The sequence below is a fragment of the Flavilitoribacter nigricans DSM 23189 = NBRC 102662 genome (assembly GCF_002646595.1).
Taxonomy (GTDB): domain Bacteria; phylum Bacteroidota; class Bacteroidia; order Chitinophagales; family Saprospiraceae; genus Flavilitoribacter; species Flavilitoribacter nigricans.
This window is the reverse complement of record NZ_PDUD01000049.1, coordinates 77963-98082: the sequence shown is the minus strand read 5'-3', so window position 1 is coordinate 98082 and position 20120 is coordinate 77963. Positions and strand designations below refer to the sequence as shown.

14 protein-coding genes are annotated in these 20120 nt (G+C 53.3%); 4 read left to right on the top strand and 10 right to left on the bottom strand.

Features of this window, described 5'->3' with window-relative positions; translation table 11 throughout:
* Positions 1 to 109: 109 nt before the first annotated feature.
* The 5 genes from CRP01_RS35570 to CRP01_RS35550 form a co-directional block, all read right to left on the bottom strand.
* Entirely contained in the window at positions 110 to 532 is a 423-nt protein-coding gene (locus tag CRP01_RS35570) for a GNAT family N-acetyltransferase (RefSeq protein WP_099154855.1), read from the bottom strand.
* Between the two features lie 107 nt (positions 533 to 639).
* Complete coding sequence (locus CRP01_RS35565; protein ID WP_143473687.1) at positions 640 to 1122, bottom strand: hypothetical protein; 483 nt, start codon at positions 1120 to 1122, stop codon at positions 640 to 642.
* Between the two features lie 94 nt (positions 1123 to 1216).
* Positions 1217 to 1966, bottom strand: coding sequence for a hypothetical protein (locus CRP01_RS35560; protein ID WP_099154853.1), 750 nt, complete (start codon positions 1964 to 1966; stop codon positions 1217 to 1219).
* Positions 1967 to 2027: 61 nt separating this feature from the next.
* Positions 2028 to 4916 carry a serine hydrolase gene (locus tag CRP01_RS35555; RefSeq protein WP_099154852.1) on the bottom strand — a complete coding sequence of 963 codons (2889 nt, stop codon included), beginning with the start codon at positions 4914 to 4916 and terminating at the stop codon, positions 2028 to 2030.
* 342 nt (positions 4917 to 5258) lie between these two features.
* Complete coding sequence (locus CRP01_RS35550; protein WP_143473686.1) at positions 5259 to 8849, bottom strand: hypothetical protein; 3591 nt, start codon at positions 8847 to 8849, stop codon at positions 5259 to 5261.
* A 292-nt stretch (positions 8850 to 9141) separates the two neighbouring features.
* Here CRP01_RS35550 and CRP01_RS35545 point away from each other — a divergent pair, with 292 nt between their 5' ends.
* Entirely contained in the window at positions 9142 to 9894 is a 753-nt protein-coding gene (locus tag CRP01_RS35545; RefSeq protein WP_099154850.1) for a helix-turn-helix domain-containing protein, read from the top strand.
* A gap of 174 nt (positions 9895 to 10068) precedes the next feature.
* Positions 10069 to 11157 (top strand): hypothetical protein, encoded by a 1089-nt coding sequence (locus CRP01_RS35540; protein WP_170110681.1) that lies wholly within the window; start codon positions 10069 to 10071, stop codon positions 11155 to 11157.
* Positions 11158 to 11169: 12 nt separating this feature from the next.
* Here the strand turns inward: CRP01_RS35540 and CRP01_RS35535 are convergent, their stop codons facing one another.
* From CRP01_RS35535 to CRP01_RS35525, 3 genes are all read right to left on the bottom strand, one after another.
* On the bottom strand, positions 11170 to 12465 hold the full coding sequence (locus CRP01_RS35535) for an ATP-dependent DNA helicase (RefSeq protein ID WP_099154848.1): 1296 nt from the start codon (positions 12463 to 12465) through the stop codon (positions 11170 to 11172).
* 43 nt (positions 12466 to 12508) lie between these two features.
* Positions 12509 to 14914 (bottom strand): penicillin acylase family protein, encoded by a 2406-nt coding sequence (locus CRP01_RS35530; RefSeq protein WP_099154859.1) that lies wholly within the window; start codon positions 14912 to 14914, stop codon positions 12509 to 12511.
* Between the two features lie 246 nt (positions 14915 to 15160).
* Positions 15161 to 16531 (bottom strand): mercuric reductase, encoded by a 1371-nt coding sequence (locus CRP01_RS35525; RefSeq protein ID WP_099154847.1) that lies wholly within the window; start codon positions 16529 to 16531, stop codon positions 15161 to 15163.
* 214 nt (positions 16532 to 16745) lie between these two features.
* Between CRP01_RS35525 and CRP01_RS35520 the strand changes: the two genes are divergently transcribed.
* The gene (locus CRP01_RS35520; RefSeq protein WP_099154846.1) at positions 16746 to 17480 is read left to right on the top strand and encodes a carbon-nitrogen hydrolase family protein; all 735 of its coding nucleotides are present in this window, start codon (positions 16746 to 16748) and stop codon (positions 17478 to 17480) included.
* Between the two features lie 174 nt (positions 17481 to 17654).
* The gene (locus CRP01_RS35515; RefSeq protein WP_222845893.1) at positions 17655 to 18311 is read left to right on the top strand and encodes an SHOCT domain-containing protein; all 657 of its coding nucleotides are present in this window, start codon (positions 17655 to 17657) and stop codon (positions 18309 to 18311) included.
* Here CRP01_RS35515 and bioD read toward each other — a convergent pair.
* Both bioD and CRP01_RS35505 read right to left on the bottom strand, forming a co-directional pair.
* Positions 18308 to 18919: a dethiobiotin synthase gene (gene bioD / locus CRP01_RS35510; RefSeq protein ID WP_099154844.1), complete on the bottom strand. Its 612-nt coding sequence runs from the start codon at positions 18917 to 18919 to the stop codon at positions 18308 to 18310. The genes CRP01_RS35515 and bioD overlap by 4 nt on opposite strands.
* A 36-nt stretch (positions 18920 to 18955) precedes the next feature.
* Positions 18956 to 20068: an aminotransferase class I/II-fold pyridoxal phosphate-dependent enzyme gene (locus CRP01_RS35505; RefSeq protein WP_099154843.1), complete on the bottom strand. Its 1113-nt coding sequence runs from the start codon at positions 20066 to 20068 to the stop codon at positions 18956 to 18958.
* Positions 20069 to 20120 lie beyond the last annotated feature (52 nt).

The following is a 20120-nucleotide window of genomic DNA, read 5'->3' as shown; positions in this document are numbered from 1 at the left end:
TTGCTGTACCTCTTCTCGCATTGATTCTAATATGGCATCTACTTTTTCTTCGGATTTCATAACTCAGGTTTTGTCGGTTCATTTACAAGTTACGATTTTGTGCAATTTGTTATACACACGGCACATACCCTCTTTTTACGTAGAGGATCTGCGCCGGACCGTAATCCCGCGTCATACCGACGCCGATACCCGCCCGCACCGATACCCGCTTGATGCGCATTTCCGCTTCGTCCAGCAGCGCACTGCCGATCCCTCTTCGCTGGTATTTTTTCAACACATTAAAATCCACGATCTCCGGAATTGAAGCTTCCCGGAAAGGCTGGTAGTGAGAGATCCACTGGATGGTCAGGTATCCGGCAAAATCGCCGTCCCACTCGGCCAGTAGCACATCGCGGGTGCCCTCATTCTGTAGCCGGCAGTATCGCTCGTACTGGCTTACCGGTTTATTCCACCCCTGACGGGTAAAGGCCGCACTGATCATCCGGCAGTCTTCCGGACGGATCGGCCGTATGGCCAAGGCAGTCAAACTCATTCGGAATTTGTTTTAGACAATTTTCCCTTTTGGCAGGGAGATGAAGGACGCACGCTAAGGAACGAAGAAAAGCCGGTTAAAATTACGGGATTGAATACTGGATTATTTCAGGATTTGACCGCACCGCGAAAAAAGTCATACAGCAAATGCATTTCATCGTGCCCGAGTTTCTGCCCGGCCCGCGCCGTCAGGTAAGCCAGCACGAATAACGCCAGCAGTACCGGCAGGGCCCAGAGAATGCGGGCCGATAAGCCCAGATTGAGTTGGGAAAAACCCATGATCATTACGATCACGCTCAGGAAAGCCATCAGGGCGTAAAAGAAAATGTACATCAGCCAGACCGATTCTCTCGGTCCGAATAAGCCGTTGATCTGACTTCCTTCTTCCGCCGCCTCCACTTCCAGAGCAAGTTGCGGAGACCAGAAATGCTGGTCCTCGTGCGGGATGCGCAGGTAAACGTGATGATCAATCACCAGACCGTTGATGGGAGCATTTTCCCGGGATAAAGCCTCTTCCAAAGCCTGCAGGACCTTTTCCGGCGGCAAAGGGCTACTGTACTGAAAACGGGGACGGATCTCTATCTTTTCCATGTGATACAGCTTTATCAGTTCATCCAACAGTCAGTTTATTGATCCGTTCAATTTACAAACTCTGACGAAACCCGTATACTTTTCGGTTAAAGATTTAGCGAAAATAATAAGTTCTGAATTTGGAAATACGGTAAAAATGATAGCCGAGCAACAAACCAAAATGACGGGTCTTCACGGCATGAGGAAAGATCTCCCGGCGCTGTTGGTCGGATAAACCGTGCCGGTAAAAGACCCGCAAACTGTAAGATCTTAAATACTTCGGTAAAACGAAACCGACCGATATTTCCAGACCGGCATTCCAGCGGTTCCAGATTGCACGCTGGCGAACCTCCAGTTGCTCTTCTTCCGTACTTTGATCAAACAGGTTCCAGCGTTTCCGGCTAAGGTCTATTTTCGGATCGTTAAAGGTAAAACCTGCGTACCCACCCACACTGAAAGCAGTCTGGATAGATCCGTCCAGCCGAATGGCCGGCAGCAATGATAGGTAGAGCTGGTCAAAGGTGAACTGCCCCGACTGGCTGCTACCGCCGCCGTAAGCATTTTGGTAGAGTTCAACGGTAGGCTGGAAATGGGCCCAGGCAGCGTACAGGGAAGTTTTCCAGGCCCGCCGCTGCCATACGTCATGCTGCAATCCGATCTGAAAGCCGATGGGAGCACCAAGCTCTACCCCAATCCCCGGATCATCTTTGAAATCCGGAACTGCGAATAGCGTCCGGGCCGGACCGGCTTCGAACCCGATCACATAGTTGCCCTCTTGGGCAAAATTCGGGTAGACCAGAAACAAAAAGAGGATGAACAGAGAAAGACGAATTGCGGGCACCGTTTTAACATTTTTGGTACTCACACAATTTATCCTTTTTCTTTGGGAAGCACAAGCCGCAATAGGAAATGACACCAAAGGGCTTCTACTCCATCACGATCTGCCGCTCGGCAATCTGCGGCGAGTAGGTATCCAGTGCATCGTAAACGACCTGATGCATCCGTTCCCGTACCCGATTCTGGAACAATTTCTTGTTCCGTACGCTCGGATTGATCCGGTTGGACAGGAACACAAAGACCAGATCGTTATCCGGATCGGCCCACACGCAGGTGCCCGTAAATCCGGTATGACCGAAGCTTCTCTGGGAAGCACTTTCGGCGAAGGCCGAACGGCTGTCCGGATGGGCCGTATCAAAGCCATAACCCCGGTGGTTGCCGTGGTCGGCGGTGGTGAACAGATCAATCGTTTCGGGCTCCAGATACTGACGATCTCCGTAGTAACCCTTATTGAGCAGCATCTGGAAGATCACGGCCAGGTCCTCAGCATTGGCAAACAGCCCGGCATGACCGGAAACGCCCCCCAGGAGCGCCGCCGTTTCATCGTGTACATAACCGTGAACTTTCTGATGGCGCCAGCGATCGTCGTCCTGCGTCGGTACGATACGATCCAGTGGAAAGCGCTCCAGCGGACGGTAAGTCGTGTAGCGCAAACCCAGCGGGGTGTAGAAATACTGACGAACGAGATCATCCAGCGGGATACCGCTTACACTTTCCAGTACCTGCTGTACCAGAAAGAAATTGGCGTCACTGTAGCGATACCGGCGTTGGCTACCCACGGAGATTTTGTGAATATCTTCCCAGATCTTATCGTGGTTGGCTTTATTGAAGTAGAAATTATCGGCTATCTGGTAGGGATAATCCTCGCTGACCTGACTGCAGAAGAAACTGTCACAGCCAACATTGTCGGTATCCCGGTACAACAGATAGGGCACCACCGGCATATGCGGCTGCAGTCCGGACTGATGTATCAGCAGTTTTTTAACCTGAATATTCTTGATCGTGGAACCGGACGGACAGTCGATGTAATTTTTCAAGCGGTCATTCACCTCATATTTGCCCTGTTCGTACAGCTTCATCGCAGCGAGCGTCGTAGCGGCTACTTTGGTGATCGAGGCGACATCGTAGAGGTCGGTCATTTCTACCTTGCGCTTGCGGTCGTAATCGTGGTAACCGAAAGCTTTGGAATAGATCACCGAACCGCTTTTGGCCACCAGGACCTGACACCCGGGAAAAGCACCGTCTTCAATGGCACTCTTCGCGATGGCATCGATACCAACCAGTTTTTCGGGCGAGATGCCCAGCGCTTCCGGTATCTGATAAGACAAGCGGGTCACCGGCAGTTCATCCCCGATTCCGGCCCGAAAATAGGCATTGACGTCCTGCGGCAACTTGCCCTGCGGACTGGCCCCTCCAAACAGGATCTGGGCTGCCAGTTCCTGCGTGGTGCGGTTCATCTCGGGGAAGTGCAGGATGGAAAAGGCCGTATCCAGCGCGGCCAGCCCGGCTTCCGTACCGAAATGTAACAAGACCACTTCCCGGTCTTTGGCCAACTGGCGGAGATCGTGCAGCAGTACAGAATCCTTTTTAGCTTCCAGGTCCTCGTGCATACTCACCACACAGATCTCCCGCTTGGTAGGCGTGATCCGCAGGCGGGGATAGCGACCTTCCGCTTCGGGGAGGTGATAATATTTTGAAAAATCGGCATAATGACCGAAAGCGCTTTCCAAATCGTCACGACTTTCTCCTCCCAGATGGACCAGCCGGAAATAATGGCGATAAAGGTCCCGGAAGGGCAGCAACTGATGGCGGTTGTTCAGCAGTACGCTTGATCTTTCGTAGAACTGACGGCTCAGAAGACGCCAGCGATTTTTGTCGAAATGCTCATCGATCGTCTCCGGCTCCGATCCGGACAAGGAATCAGCAGTTTCCCGGCTTTTACCCAGCACAGGGGGCAGTACACTTGCCCGGTCGTAGGTTACATTTTCCGAAGCGGCTTTTGCCAACTGGGCGGCTTCCACCTCCACGGCCTGCTGCCGAAGCCACTCTTTGGCCTGCAGGACTTTAGAGACCCGTACTTCCAGTTCACGATCGGTCAGCACTTCGCTCCGGTAGGCTTCGCGGAGTTGATCGACCACCGGGATTGGATCCCCGTTTATACGTAAAAGGTCAACTGTGCCGGCCAGCAACAACAGTGCATCTTCGGGTTTGGCCTCCGCGACGAGGAGTCCTTTAAAATCCAGCTGATTGCGGAACAAGTCCGCCAGCTGGACCGGAGACAGATTATTTTTTTCCAGAAAACCGGTAGGCAGGGAAAAGCCGGCCACTCCGCGGTTCTGTAGGTATTGAAGTTGATTCTTAGCGGTGAAATCCCAGTATACGCTATCCTGCACCCGCTGAATGGCATCTGCGGGCAGATCTTCCACAAACTGTAAATGGTATTGGGCCAGCAGGTCTTCCGATGGATCTGCAAACAAGCGGTAAGGGCTGAACTGCGCATTGAAACCCAGGCCGCTCATCTGCTGCCGGAATAACTCACGGCTCAGCTGACGTAAGCTATCGTTTTCCGACAAATAGGGCAAAACGTCCGCTCCGGGCACCTCTCCGGCTTCCGCAAATTGATTGTTGAGCAGCACCTGCTCCTTAGTTCCGATAAGCGGTGAGATCCGGCTTTCGGTACGGATCTGCTGTTCCAGCTTCCGGTAATCCGCAACGGAAAGCCCGTATACCTGCAGTCCGCCGAAATAATTGATGCGGTTCCATTCTATGATCTCGCGGGGGCTGTGACGGGCCGCATTCACGTCCAGGTACAGCAATTGCCCCATTTTTTCATCCAGACTGAGGGATTGGAGGTTGGAATCAACCCAGGGTGAGCTTACATTAAGGTAAGGGGTATCCGACCATTCAAGTGGCTCCTCATGCCTACAGGCTACCAAACACAACATAACAAACAACAGGCCCAGAAAGGTCGTTTTCATCTTTTTCCTATTTTTCCAATTACAGTGGAGGTCGTTCGAAACAATGCGCGACGGTAATAGGTCGAGTCGCTTTGTGTAGTCTCAAACTAGCTCCTAGATTATGATTTTCCCGTCTTAATTTGGTCTTGGTGCAGATAGAATGATGTCGCTCGAAGGCTTCCCAAATATTCTTACGTCCGAGCTTCGCCCTAAGTTCCAAAAATTCGGGAAAATATTAATGCAAAAACCGTATATTTTTTGTTAAATAGCGTCATCAAAATCTTAAGAAGGGTTAATGTTTGAAAAAAGTCTTCTGGATGACAGCCTGGGTAAGGGAATTACCGACCGACTGCGTCTTGTTATTCACTCCTCTTCTTCGCCGGAAGTATTCACCATTTGGGCAAATTCTGCCGCCGCCTGCTCCGGACGTTTCCACCAACTGACCGACCAGACCGGATAGATCCGGTAGCCTTCCGCTTCCAACGCCCGGCGTTGATTCCATTCCCATTCGTAACTCGCAAAAGGCGTCTCGGCCAGATATCCGTTCAGCAGTAGAGCCAGGCGGCCTTCCTCCCGCAGCGGAGTGACTGTCAGGGGCAGATTGGCGCGCTGGAAAGGCACCGCAAAGGCCAGGCGGTCGGTGCGTACCTGATCCGCAACGTGCCAGGCGATCTCCGCCGCCAGCGGATGAACGGGATCCTCTTCTCCCCGTTGCGGGGGTGCATCTACCGGTTCGGCCCGCAGCCGGAGTAACCAGCGGGCGAGTTGCACGGTATTGCGATCGGAGCGATCGCGGGAAAGCCGGTAGAGGTCCTCCTCCGGAATAGAATGCAAAATGATCTGTCCCTCCCGCGCACGCGAGCGCAGCAGCGGTACCAGTCCGGGAGTGATTATATGGTCCAGATTTTGGATGTCCGTAGTCAGTTGATCCGCCGCCCCGGTACGACCGTAGGTACAGGAAACGATCAGCAGATCGGTCGTCAATCCGTAGAGTTCATCCGGTACGTAAACGCCCAGGCCGTTCCGTTCCAGCTGTTGTACCTTTTCAAAGCCGGCCAGCCGTTGTCGTTTGATCCGGTCCAGATACTGCAGGATCAGATTGCGCTGGGGTCGGGTGAAACAGACGATGCTCAACTTAGGCAGTGTGCGCTGGGGATTTTCCTCCACGGTATTCAGCAGACTCAGCAATTTACGAGCCTCTTCGTCATTGATCGACTGCCGGGAGTTGTAACGTCCTTCCACCTCCTCCAGTTGAATGTTCGGGAGGCGCTCCGAATAGTCTCCACCGAGTTCTATCTGTGGCCAGGCCTGCCGACGGGCCCATTCGGCCAGTTCCAGGTTACCGTAAGCCGGATTTTGGAACAGGACCATCCGGCGGCATTTTTGCTCCCAGACCCGAAGGAGATCAGTCGATAAAGTATGGGCTTCGTCCACCAGAATAAGATCGTAGCCCCGTTCGGGATCGAGAAAAGGATAATCGGACAATGGCGAGGAAAGGATGACCGGAAAAAAGCTTGACAGTGCTTCCTTGAAGGTGTGCAGGGACAACCGCCTGCCCTGGTCCTTTTTTGCGGTGAGGTAATCGTACAGTGGCCTCCTTTCTTTTTTCAGCTGGTGGAGTATCCCGGCGCGTCGATCGGCCCAGTGATCACGGATCTGATCGGGAAGTTGACGCCGTAACTGGTGCAGGCCCGTCACAAAATCCTCCAGTTCGCTCTCTTTCTCGGGCAGATTGGGATCAGCCGTATGGAGTAGCTGGTGGTGTAGGTACCAGGACGAAAAAGCGGCCGGCCAGTCGTCCGGTTTTACCTTCACCAGCGCTGTAATGATCCGACGGGCTTCGGCGGGCAGTCCGAACCAGTAGCGTTGCCACTCGTAAAAACGGTCAAAATCCCGCATATTGAACCGCAGCAGGTCCATTTTTTCCAGGATCTCTTCCAGGAAGCGCTGCCGCTTGGGTAGGGTCAGGTTCTTGTTTTCCAGGGGCAGCTGAAACAAGCCCGAATCGTTCAGTCCTTCAACGAGCAGGTCAAGGTCTGTTTCCAGTTCTTCGATCCGCTGGTAGCCCGGCAACTCGGCGTGCACCGTTTTGGAGCTGAGCCGAAGGAGTTCATCCTGGACAGACTGACCGAGTTGTTCCCGCCAGGCCCTGAGCTGATTCTGCAGACTTTCCAGGTTACTGCTCAGTTTGCCGAGTAGGTGTCTTTCCGTTAGCGGCAGAAAATCATGGTGGAAATAGGGACGGTCCTTTAGTGTCTTTTCCAGCTCCTGGTAGCTCCGGGCCAGGTCTTCTTTGGCAGCGAGTGTCCTGCGAAATTTATCGGAGAAACGGGCGTAGAGTTTCAGGGTCGTTTTGGTAGATTCCAGAGGATCGCGGCCGAAGGTCTTGCGGTAAGTATTGACTTTTTCGTAAAGACTTCTGGTTTGTTCATTCAGTTGCCGGTAAAACTGTTCGTAGCTCTCCACCAGCCGGTCTCCGTAGTCATTTTGCTCCAGGATAAAGCGATGCTGGAGCGTTGTTGCGGCTTCGGTGATCTCCCCCATTCTGGCAAAGATGAAGGACCGGGCTTCCTCTTTTTCCTGGTGCACAAATATTCCGGCATTGAGTACCGTCAGCGGATGATTTAGGGTTCTGATCTCATTGAACAGCGCCTGGCTGTAATCCAGTTTGTCGCGCAGCAGCTGGTAGCGTTCAAAGCCGAGATCGAAATCCTGGGCGTTGAGCTGGCTGCCCAGCAGGGCTTTGCTTTCCAGGCGGGCTGCGGCCAGGTACAGGCCGCTCACCTGGGTCCAGGTATAGGGGCCCAGTATCTTCTTGTTAGCGGCCCGGTAGGCGCGATCCAGTTGAATTTTCAGTTTGTCCAGTTTGCCGAGTTGCTGGCGAAAGGTGTTAGCGGCAAAAGTGCTTTTTTTCTTTTGTTTGGCACTATTTCGGATCAGTTGCAATACCAGCCCGGATTCGTCCCGCACCTGGTGGAAGAGCACCACCAGTTCCTGCAGGCCGATCTCCGCCAGGCCTTCCTGCACTCCTTTGAGTACCTCCATCCGATCCGACAGGACCAGGCAGCGTTCTCCCCGGCTGAGTGCATTTACCAGCATATCTTTCAGCAGGGTGGATTTCCCGCTTTTGGCGGCACCGTGTACGAGCGTGCCCCGGTTCGTCCGGGTTAGCTGAAAAGCGGTTTCCTGCCAGGGATCCCGTTCCAGTAGGCCAAAAGAATGTTCAATCGTTTTTTCACCCTTTTTCTCCGGCGGTAAGTCCTGCGCAGCGGCTGCTTCCGGAAAAGAAGGAGGAAAGATCCCCATCAGGCCGGACCAGATCAACTTCCGTCCGTCCTGCCCCGCGGGCAGAAAAGCTCCCGCCGACCAGGGGCTGATAGAAACCGACTGACTGTAACTGTCGATCTGCATCTTGTCCACCAGTACACTCACCAGACTGGAAAGTTCCGACAAGCTGTTGAGCTCTCCACCGGCAGATTGCCACCAGGGCGCAGCATCTTCCCACCCCAACTGTTCGCGAAAGATGGCGTCCAGGCGGGGATTCAGCTGGGGTGGAGTATCCGGCGCCGTTTCCAGCAGCCAGCCCTCCCGGGTATCGGTGGGCGCCTTCAGCTGCAGCGGCCACAACCAAAGGGGGGCGATAAAGGCCCGGTCCGCTTTTGCAACCTGAATAAAGGGAAAACCCAGCCACAGCCAGTGGCCACCGTACAGGCGGGTGCGGTTTTGGAGTTCCACACTTTGCTCGAAAGCCCACTTTACGGTCTTAAAATCCGTGGATAATTCCTGAGACAGTTTGCCGCGAACCAATTCTTCCAGCAGGGAAACGGCCATTTCGGGACGGCCGTTCGCGAGTTGGAAAATATCAACAACATCGTCCGGTAAAGGCAGAGGCATGACAAAATCAAATGCCTCAAATCCCCTGCGCTCCGTATTGCTTTTATTTTGACGATCCATATTGTTGCTTATGATTACCCGGTGGCGCTCCAAATATAGTGGACCCGCTTTGATTATGAAAATAAATTGTTTGCAGAGGACGGGGAAAGCGCCCGTGCCCGGAAATGGGCGTCAAATATGACGAAAATCATGTAAGCGTAGTGTTTTTACAAGTTAGAAATATTGGAATTGCCATTTTTTTTAAGTAGTTTTCCCTTAATAACTTGGACCTATCGGAAACATTATTTCGGTGCACCAAGTAAACTATTTTAGCTTTCATCTATTCTTATGAATAGAAACACAAATCGCAAATATGGTACCTAATATTGCGGTTATCCTGACGGACGCCAGAAAACATATACTCTGGGTAAACAACGACTTTACCGAACTTACGGGCTACACCCTGGGTGAAGCCATTGGTCGCCAACCCGGAAGATTGCTACAGGGAGCGGATACCGATCCCAATGATGTAAGGCGTATCGGTCAGGCACTGTCCGCTCAAATTCCGTTTAAGGACGAAATCCTCAATTACCGGAAAAACGGTGAGGCCTACACCTGTAGGCTGGTCATCCATCCGGTATTCGATGCCCAGCACGAATTGTGCAATTTTATCGCCTTCGAAGTAGATGGCGATAAGGTAAGTGACGACGAATTGAATATTCCGCTGCTGGACCTGGATAACAAATACAGCACCAGTAGCCTGAAAGGAGTGGAGGAAGTACAACTGTTCCTGAAACTGAAGCACTTCCTGGAAAAAGACCAACCCTATCTCGATCCCAACCTTACTCTCAAGTGCACTGCCGACCATTTGCATACCAATACCAAATACCTCTCGCAGGTAGTGAACCATTTATCCAACCACAACTTCCAGTATTTCATCAATACCTTCCGGGTGAATGAGGCCAAGCATAAACTACTGAGCGACGACTATCAGCACCTGACGCTTTACGGTATCGCTCTGCAGTGCGGCTTTAAGAATAAGTCTACTTTTTATAAAGTATTTAAAGAAATTACGAATCTGACTCCCCGGGAATTTATTATGTTCCACAAGAACCGTAACAATTAATTGCTTTTCTTTCGAAAATGAAACGACGTCGCCTTAGCGAATGGGTCAAGCGGCTGGGTGTGGCCGGCTTTTTATTTTTCCTGGTAAAGGGCCTGGTTTGGCTGGCTATATTTGCCGGTATTGGTCGTTGCGCGTTCTGAGGCTACCTCCCCGGCGATCGAAAACTTCATTTTTTTGCAAACTATTTCTTCGGCTCTCCACGTTTCCTTTGGTATGAGAAAATGGTCAACGTCAATGCTGGGCGTTTGTGTTGTATATAGCCTGGCCGCACAATCTACAGTCATCCAATGGAGTAACCCGTCTTTCGAAGATATTCCCGGTCCGGGAAGACCGCCTCTGGGCTGGTATTTCTGCGGACCACCGGAAGAGACCCCGCCCGATGTTCAGCCCGTCGCTTTGATGAACGTCACCCAGCGGGCGATCCACGGGAAGACCTACGCCGGATTGGTCGTTCGGGACAACAACACCCAGGAAACCCTCGGTCAGTCCCTGGAGCAACCCCTGCAAAAAGATAGCTGCTACCTGCTGCGATTCTACGCCTGCCGATCCAAATCCTTTGCCAGCTACAGCCGCCTGACGGGCGAACCGATGGATTTTTCCGAACCGGTTAAACTACAGATCTGGGCTGGAGACCAGCACTGCCAGCGTAAGCTGCTACTCGTCGAAACCCAGGCCATTCGCGATACCAACTGGCGGGAATACGAAGTCCGCCTGCAACCTTCCTACGACTGTTCCCAACTGTTTTTTTCCGCCACTTACTACAATACCGGAAAAGCGTACAACGGTCACCTGCTGATCGACCACCTGTCTCCGATCGTCCCGGCCAGCTGCAACGGACCGGCCGAACCTCGCGCTGTTCCGGTGGATTACGGTGGCGGATCAGAAAATGCGGATCTGAGCCGGAAAGTACAGGAAAAACTGGCGGGTATTCGCTGGGAAAGGAACGGATTCAGCCTGCATCAGGAATTTTTTACTGCTCCCGGCTCCTCCGGGCAATGGATCGCCGGCAACCGGGCTATTTACGAGATCAGCCAATATCTGAAAGCCGTTCCGGATGCGTTGCTGACGGTAGCCGTTGGGCCCCGGAAAGATCCCCTGGTCCAGCACCACATTCGCCTGTTGGCCGCAGAGTTCATGGCGGCCGGTTTACCACCGGAGCGTTGCCTCATCCGGCCGATGAAAAAACGGGATCTCAAAAAAGAAGACTGGCTGAATGCACCGGACGAGCCGGTGGATGTCCTTTGGGGCCTGAGTTACCAGTGATCCCCTGAAGGCTCAGAAATAGGTTTCGTAAAACTGCACGACCCTTTCGTCTACCATGACATCCCGCGGCCGGATGGGTTGGGTCAGCACAATGCCTTCCAGAGTACGACAGCGGCTGAGGGCCACGTAGGTTTGACCGTGTTCGAACGCTCCCCGGCCGAGGTCGATGATCACCTTATCAAAAGTCTGTCCCTGCGATTTGTGGATCGTGATGGCCCAGGCCGGCTTCAGCGGGAACTGGCAAAAGGTACCGATGGTTTCCGTTTCGATCTGACTGGGATCGTTCTCCTTCAGCTTAAAGCGCACGATCTCCCAGTCCATTTGTTCTACTTCCACCCGGCTGACGTTGCCGCGATCTTCCAGTTCTACCGTGATCTTTTCGTCCGTCATGTCCACGATCTTTCCGATGCTGCCGTTGACGAAGCGTTTTTGCGGATCGTTTTTCACCATCATCACCTGGGCGCCCAGTTTCAGCTGCAGACCGCCGTCCGTAGGGAACAGGTGTTCGGGAAACTGGCCGGTTACCTTGGCCACAAAAGTGCGGGCCGGCAGCGGTATTTTATCCATTTCCTGGCGATTGATGGAATCCACCCGGGCATTGCGGGCCGACAGCGTCACGAAATTGCCGTTGGGTTTGAATCCGGGAACGTGGCGTTCGTTCAGGTCTTCCAGATCTTCAAAATCCATCTGGTTGAGTCGCAAAGCGTCCAGCAGGCGCAGGAAATGGCGATTTTCCTGTCGGTAGACTTTACGCAACTCCATCATCTCCAGATCGTAACCATCGCGGAAAACGTTCGCGGAAAAGAAATAAGGAGATTCGTAAACGCTCTGGAATAGCTGGTGTTCAGCCGGGGAAGACACCACCGGCGGCAACTGAAAGAGATCACCGAAAAATACCATCTGGACCCCGCCGAAGGGAGCCGGATTCTCGCGGTTCAGCCGCAAGAAATAATCGATATTATCCAAAAGATCCGCCCGGACCATGGAGATCTCGTCGATCACCAGTACCTGCAGGTTCTTGTATAGCTTTCGGTTGCGTCGCTTTTTAATGTCCTCCCGGGCCAGCGGCCGCGGCGGGAAACCAAAAAAGGAATGGATCGTTTGCCCCCGTACGTTCAGCGCAGCCACCCCGGTGGGTGCTACCACCACGGTCTTTTTCCGGGTCGTATTGCGAAATAACTGTAAAAGCGTCGATTTTCCTGTACCGGCACGACCGGTAATGAACATGCTGTTGGGCGTCTTTTCCAGCGTGTCCAGTGCGTATTGAAAATCTCCGTTGAGTTCGAGTGGCGTTTTCGTCAGATCCATGCGGCGAAGATAGTCAATTGCGCCACAGCATCAAATCCTGCCATCACTCCATTCGTATTCGCTCGGCTGCTACCGATTCCACCTTCGCCCGGGAATAAAAGACCGGAAAATACTGATCCTTCGCCCAGATGTCGAATAAATTGCGGTAGTGGACATCGTCCGGATTGCCCGCCTGCCCCGGATTATTGGTGCCGAGCGAGTAATCCCAGTCGCCCGTATCGATCAGCATGCGGAAGGAGCCGCCACTCGACTGGTTATCGTTATTGCTCGTACTGTTTACGGTATAACCGTTGCCTCCACGGGGCACCGGACCGACTTCCAGTTTGGCCCGTACCTCGTCCTTAACGGCCATGCCGAATGGATGCTGCAGTACAATGTGTTTGTAATTCGGTTGTCCGTATTGCCATTTGCTCATATCATTGCCCAGGCGAAGTTTCAGACTGCGCACTGCCCGGCGCAGACTGGTAACCAGGATCTCGTCCCGGGCGCGGAGCGGATCGTCTCCCCAGTTCCCGTCCGGAGCGTACAACCATTGAATGATGAGCCTGAGTTGCGGACTTAAATACTCCCGGGCCCGGGCCGGTACCATTTTTTCCGTAACGGCGTCTTTCAGTTGCCGTTCCCATTCGTTGTAAATACCGGCAGCTACGGAGTTTGCGGCCAACACATGATCCCAGTCCCGGAGGTAGTCCATCGCCCGGTTCAGTTCCGGATCGGTTATAGGGACCCGCTTTAGCAAGGGAAGCAATTCGCGGGAAGGAATGGATAAATAATCGGTCTGCAGACGGGCCATATCCGCCATACTGAATTTATGCCCGGAGAGCAATACCTCGCGGATCCGGTTGCCGCGGTAGGGGTCCGCCCAGGTGTAACCCAGCGCTTCCGGATATTCGTATCCGGCCGGGGTTACATTTTCGTTCGCCGTGATGATCACTCCGGATTCCGGATTGTAGACGTGGGGTTTGGCCTGGATCGGCAGATAACCATCCCACTCGTAACGGCCGTCGCCGGGTACGGCCACCATGCCGCTGAAATTGCGCCGGATGGGTGCGATGCCCACCGCCTGCCAACCGATGTTTCCGGCCTTATCGGCCCAGACCATGTTCTCTCCCGGAATATGGCTGTAGGTGCACGCCTCCCTGAATTCTGCAAAATCCCTGGCCTGATTCATCCGCAGGCTCGCCAGATAAGGAGATCCGCCGATCTCCAGCCAGCCGCAACGCAGGGCACAGGCCTGCTGTCGATCCGGATTTTCGTACAATACCGGTCCGTGCCGGGTATATCGGTGTTTCACGATCACCGGATCCTGCCCCTTAACCGGGATAGTATCCGGTATGATCAGCATATTTTCCCAGGCGCCCCGGTACCAGTACTGATCGGGATTCTCCGGATGGGTCCGGTAGACGTACAGGTCTTCTGCATCCGTTTCAAAAACCGTAAGCCCCCAGGCGCCGTATTCATTGTGACCGATGGAAATGCCGGGAATTTCCGGTTCACCGCCTCCGATCACATTCCAGCCCGGCCCCACCAGATGAGCCATGTACCGCAGCGACGGTACCGCCTGGGTTCGGTGTGGATCATTGGCGAGCAGTGGATAGCCGCTCTGGCTGAGTTCGCCCTCAATGGCCCAGTTGTTGGAACCGATCGAACGGGTGGTTCTTTTTTCTTCCCGCTCCGCGGCTGCATCCTGGGCGGCCGCCCAGTTCCGGAATGCGTCCCGATCGGGATTAGCTACGGATGCTACAAAATCTTCCGGTTGAAATTTGACCCGCTGCCGGTAGGCGTCGTACAATTCCATGATATCCTTGAAGAGCAGTGCGGTATCGATGGCAGGATCCAGGGTCAGATCCGGTTCATTGGGATGGAACCAAAACAGTTCCTTCACCTTTTCCGGTCCGAGTAGGGCAACCGCCCGGGTGACATCCATTTCATCCCCGATATTGCCCAGTAATCCCTGGTGGCGGGAGATCACAACCTCCGGCGTCCAGGGTTCCGGCAACATATCCAGCATTTTGAACTCGATGGGCAGGGATTCCGGATCTTTCCGGGCTTCCGCGATATAAGCGTTCACGCCGCGCACAAAAGCGGTAATGATCAGTTCGCCGCGCGGATGGTAGTGGTTCATTTCCGCTTTTATATCCCCCCGAAATTGAAACAGGCGGGTGCCGATGTCCCGCTTCAGTTCCCGCGGCCCGAGCAGTTCGGCCACGGTACCGGTAGATTGGCGGCGCCATATTTCAAACTGGAACAGCCGGTCGCGCGCCGCATAATACCCCTGGGCGAAGAACAGGTCCGCTTCCGTCTGGGCGTAAATATGTGGGATGCCCCAGTGATCGACGATGATCTCTACAGCTTGTTCGAGACCTTCGACCTGGAGTCGTTCTTCGGTTTGAGCCAGGATCAGATTGGATGAAAATAAAAGTAGGAGCAAGAGTTGGTTTCGGAACATGGAAGATGGATTTCTTCCAAATATAAAAACAAAAACCAGTGCTGCCCGATTTTTGCCACCGGGAAGCGAAACGGTCCGGAAGTTCAAGCCTATCCAGAAACCGTTTTTGCTGTCGAAAATGAACAGATTTGGGTGCTCACGAAGTCACTTTCGAGTTTCGAAGCAGCGCTGCGGAAGGAGGAAATGACGAAATGAGGTTCCATAGATGGTTATTTTAAGACCAAAGGAAGGTTTTTGGATAGGCTCTTATTCCACTTTTTCCAGTCCGTCCAGCATCCAGGGCATCAGTTCGGATACCGTCGGATGTACCAGCACTACTTTTCGGTATTCGTAGCAGGGAATCTGACTGTACATGATCGCTGCGAACATATTGATGATCTCATCCCCGCCCGGACCGAATACGGTAGCGCCGATGATCAGGCTACTTTCGGGATCAACCAGTAGTTTGGCAAAGCCCCGGGTTGCTCCCATTTCCTTCGCCCGGCTGATCTCCTGCATCGGCTTGGTAGACTTCAGAAACTTTCTTCCCGCCTGCCGCGCCGCTTTTTCCGATAACCCAACCCTCCCCAGAGGCGGATCGGAAAACAAGGCATAAATGGGTATTCGATCGGAGATCTTTCGGTTTCCACCGTTCAGGAGGTCGAGCACGATCTCTGCGTCATTCACGGAGGTATGGGTAAAGGCCCCACGACCGTTTACATCCCCAACGGCATATACATTTTCAACATTGGTCCGGCAATAGTCATCTACTTTAATGTAATCTTTTTCATCCGTTTGGATCCCGGCCGTTTCCAGTTCGAGGTCCGTGCTGTTTGGCCGCCGGCCGGTAGCCACCAACAGATGGGTACCTTCCAGGGTGATCCTCCCATCCCCTTTTTCGATCTGGAAACGGATCTGGTCCCCTACCTTATCGATTTTCCGGGTATCAGCCTCCAGTAGCACCCGAACACCTTCCGCTTCCAGGATCTCCCGGATCGTCCGCCCTACTTCCTCGTCTTCCTCCGGCATCAATTGATCATCCCGTTGCAGTATAGTGACGGAAGCACCGAAGCGCCGGTAGATCTGGGCAAATTCGATCCCGATATATCCGCCGCCAATAATGACCAGGTGTTCCGGAAGCGAAGTCAGTTCCAGCAGCCCCGCACTGTCCAGAGCCGTTACCGTATCGATCCCCGGAATATCGGGAATTGCAGCCCGGGTACCGGTATTAATGTAGATGTGTTTTCCTGAGTATTCCTCCTCTCCTACCCGGATCGACCGCGGCCCGGTAAATTTGCCCCAACCCCGGATCAGATCTACATTTTCGGAAGAAGTCATCCATTCAACCAAGCTTTTGCGACTACCGTTTCTGATCTCGTTCATCCGTTCCCGGATCCTGGCGTAATCCGGCTGGACATTTCCCACCTTAAAGCCATAGTGGTCTCCGCAACGGGCCTGATGGATCGCCCGGGCACTGGCTACCAGCGTTTTGGTGGGTGTACAGCCGAAATTCACACAGCTTCCACCGACCGAATCGGCTTCGATCACGGCAATGCGGTCTCCGGAGGGGATCAGTTTTCCCAGCAGCGTTCCGGTAGCCTGGCCGCTCCCCAGGATGATGTGGTCGTAGGTCTTCATCTTTGAAATTGAGTAGTTAAGGGCAATGCGTGCTGATAACTTATGGGAGGTAGTTTGAACGTTTCCAAATCACCTTGGTCAGTATATGCTGCACTTAAACTGGTTTGGGATTTCCCAAAGCAATTTTACGTCAGTATAGAATGCGACTTCCATTGCTTTCGCAATCCGCATTTAATGCCTAATATACAGTCGGATAAACCAGTATGTTCGACTTATGAAAATTTGTCTGGCTCAGATAAGTGCCGTTCCGGGAGATATAGCGGCCAATATAAACTCCCACCGGGAGAGTATCCGCAGGGCGGCAGCCCACGGAGGAGAACTGATCGTCTTTCCGGAACTCTCCCTGTCCGGATACGAACCAACGCTGATGAAGGATATGGCGGTCGCCCCGGATGATCCCCGCCTACAGGTCTTTCAGCAACTCAGTAAACAACACGCCATTCGCATCGCTTTGGGAGTACCGCTCCAAACTGCCGACGGGATTGCCATCAGTATGCTGATCTATTATCCCGACCGGGAGCGGCAGGTGTATTACAAGACCTATCTCCACGCGGATGAAGAGCCGTATTTTACCAGTGTGCCCAATGAACAGGTAACCCTCGCTGATCATCCCGAACTGGCCCTGGCCATCTGCTACGAGATCTCTGTGCCGGGCCATATTGACCGGGCCGCCGCGGATGCTGCCCGTTTTTACCTGGCGAGCGTGGTAAAGTTTACGAACGGGATGGAAGCCGCGGCGGCTCGCCTTACGGACATCGCGCGGAGCTACGGAATGACGGTAATGACGGTCAATGCCGTTGGCCACGCTGACGGCGGGCTCTGTGGCGGACAGTCCGGTGTTTGGAATACGGATGGCCGTTTATTGGGAAGTTTGGACAGCACTGAAACCGGATTGCTGATCTACGATACGGAGACCCAGGTCATTAGCAACATTCCTGAAAATGAGTAGGAAGGTCATAGAACATTTGCCGAAAAAATCCGGTTCCCAAAAATAAAAAATATCATTATCAAGAAGCTAACCGAAAAAGGCAAGTCTGCCGTAAAAAAACTCGCGGAACAACATCAGATCAGCGTTGATTCCGTCACCACGCTCCTCCACGCTATTGTCCGCGGAGGAGGAACCATGGCCCAATTTGACATTCGCGAACTGGGTGGTTCCGGACAGTGGATGAAAGGTGGAATGACCATGGTCAGCGATATGTTCAATGCCAACCTGAAAGCCAAAGTAGAACAGCTTTGCAATCAGCTTTCCCTGCTCATCGGTTCTGAGGAACTGTTTATCGAGGAAGAAGACGCTGAAAATAAAACGGAGTACCGGATCGCCGATAACTGGTGGCCGACGGATCTTGGCATTCCCGCCACCAGCGGATCCCAGAATAACCTGCGCTATGCATTTTTCCCCGGCAGCAGCCGGTTGGCGGTAGAGGATACCGGAAAAACGACCGTTTACGATACGCTCGATCATCATATTTCCGGGGTGTCTCAGCAACAGGGCAACGGTCATTCGCTGATCTTCACCAGCCAGCACGGCCGGATCGATCTGGAAAAGCTACCGGTTATTACCAAAAGCTCCGCAAAGTCTACTTCGGGCGACAAACAAGTCGATAAAAAGGTACCCAAAACGAAAACGCCGGTAAAAATGAAAACCGAAATGCTGCCGGATGAAGATCCGCGAAAAGTACTAAAGCTACTGGAGCAGCTGTCCGAACTGCATAAAAACGGGGTACTGACCGACGAAGAATTTCAGGATAAAAAACAGGAATTGCTGAGCCGGATCTAAAAGCTGATACCCGCCGCCAGTTCCGCAATTTTCTCCGGGCTAACTTCCGAAAGTTCCGGTATGCGGAACCAACATTCCAGACCCGTCATCGTCGTTATGATGGATTCGGTAGTAGGTACACTTTCTCCGTTGAAGACCAGGCCGGCAATGGGGATATTTCTGCTCCTCAGAGCTTCAATACTCAGCAGGGTATGATTGATACTCCCAAGATAATTTCTGGATACCAATACAACGGGAATATTTAGACGGGCGATCAGGTCGATCATACAGTCTTCCTGGTTCAGCGGTACCATCAGTCCGCCGGCCCCCTCCACGATGAGGTCGTTTTCCGTTTCCGGCAGTTGGAAGGCGTCCAGCCTGATCGCTACCCCATCCGCTTCGGCACTGGCGTGGGGGGACATCGGTAGATGCAAGCGGTACGCTTCCGGGTGAATGCGATCGGCACTCATCCCCGCCCAGTCACTTACTTTATCCGTATCTGTATGATGAAGGTCGCCCGATTGAACGGGTTTCCAGTAGTCCGCCTGCAACGCCCGCACCAGTACCGCACTCACCACTGTTTTCCCGATCTCCGTACCGATACCGGTCACAAAGTATTTTTTATTCATAGCAATTCTCGATTTATTCAAAGGGTATCCATTTCCTTAGGAAGCCGGCTCCATAATAGCGTTTAGGGTGCCGGCCAGGCGGTCGATATCCGCTTCCCGGTTAAAACTGTGCAGACAGATCCGAAGTCGTTCGCTTCCTGCGGGGACCGTAGGGTGTAGAATCGGCAGGATCCGGTAGCCGGCGTCCTGTAGTTTACCGGCAACTGCTTTCACCGCTTCGTTTCCCGGTACAATGAGGCTCTGGATAGCCGATCGACTGGGGATCAGTTGCTCGCGTACCCCCGGGTGCAAACCGTCTTTAAAACGACCGATCAACTGGTGCAGCCGTTCCATCCGGTCCGTTTCCTGCAGATAAGCAATGGATTGCCGGATGCGTAGTACGGTATCCTGCGGAAGCCCGGTGGTATAAATAAAAGGACGGGAAAAATTCACCAGAAACTCCCGTAAAAGTTTACTGCCCAATACCGCCGCGCCGTGTACGCCCAGGGCTTTTCCGAAGGTAAAGATCCGCGCCCAGACCAGGTCTTCCAGTCCGAGCAGTGCACTAAGCCCTCTGCCGGCTGGCCCCAACACGCCCAGTGCGTGGGCCTCATCCACGATCAGGGCTGCGCCGGCGGACCGGCAGCAGTTAACTATATCCGCAAGGGGCGCTTCGTCCCCATCCATGGAATAAACACTCTCCACAATAACGAAAACCCGGCCGGAAGACCGATCCAATCGCTGGCGCAAGTGCGCTACATCATTATGGCGGAAGGAAAAAGAGCGGGCATTGGTCAGCCGCAGGGCATCGCGGATCGAAGCGTGCACCAGTTGGTCGTACAGAATGGTATCCTGTCGTCCGGCAATGCAGGAGATCAGGCCCAGATTTGCCTGGTAACCCGATCCGAAAACCAGGGCCGCTTCGGATTGCAAAAATTGGGCCAACTCCAGTTCCAATCGTTCGTATTCTGCGTGGTTGCCACTGATCAGACGCGAGCCCGTGGCTCCGTGGCGGGGAAGTTCGGAAGTCGGGAAATGTACTTCCGCCAGACCGAGATAATCATTGGAACAGAAATCCAGTCCACCCTCCGCGGGCGGGAGCTTTCGCAGGCTGTTGGCTTCCCGGCGTTGAGCCAGTTGTTCCTTCAGATATTCATCGATCGGGTCCATAGATCTCGGGTGACGGCATTATTTCTGACTATCGCTACACATGGCGGTACCG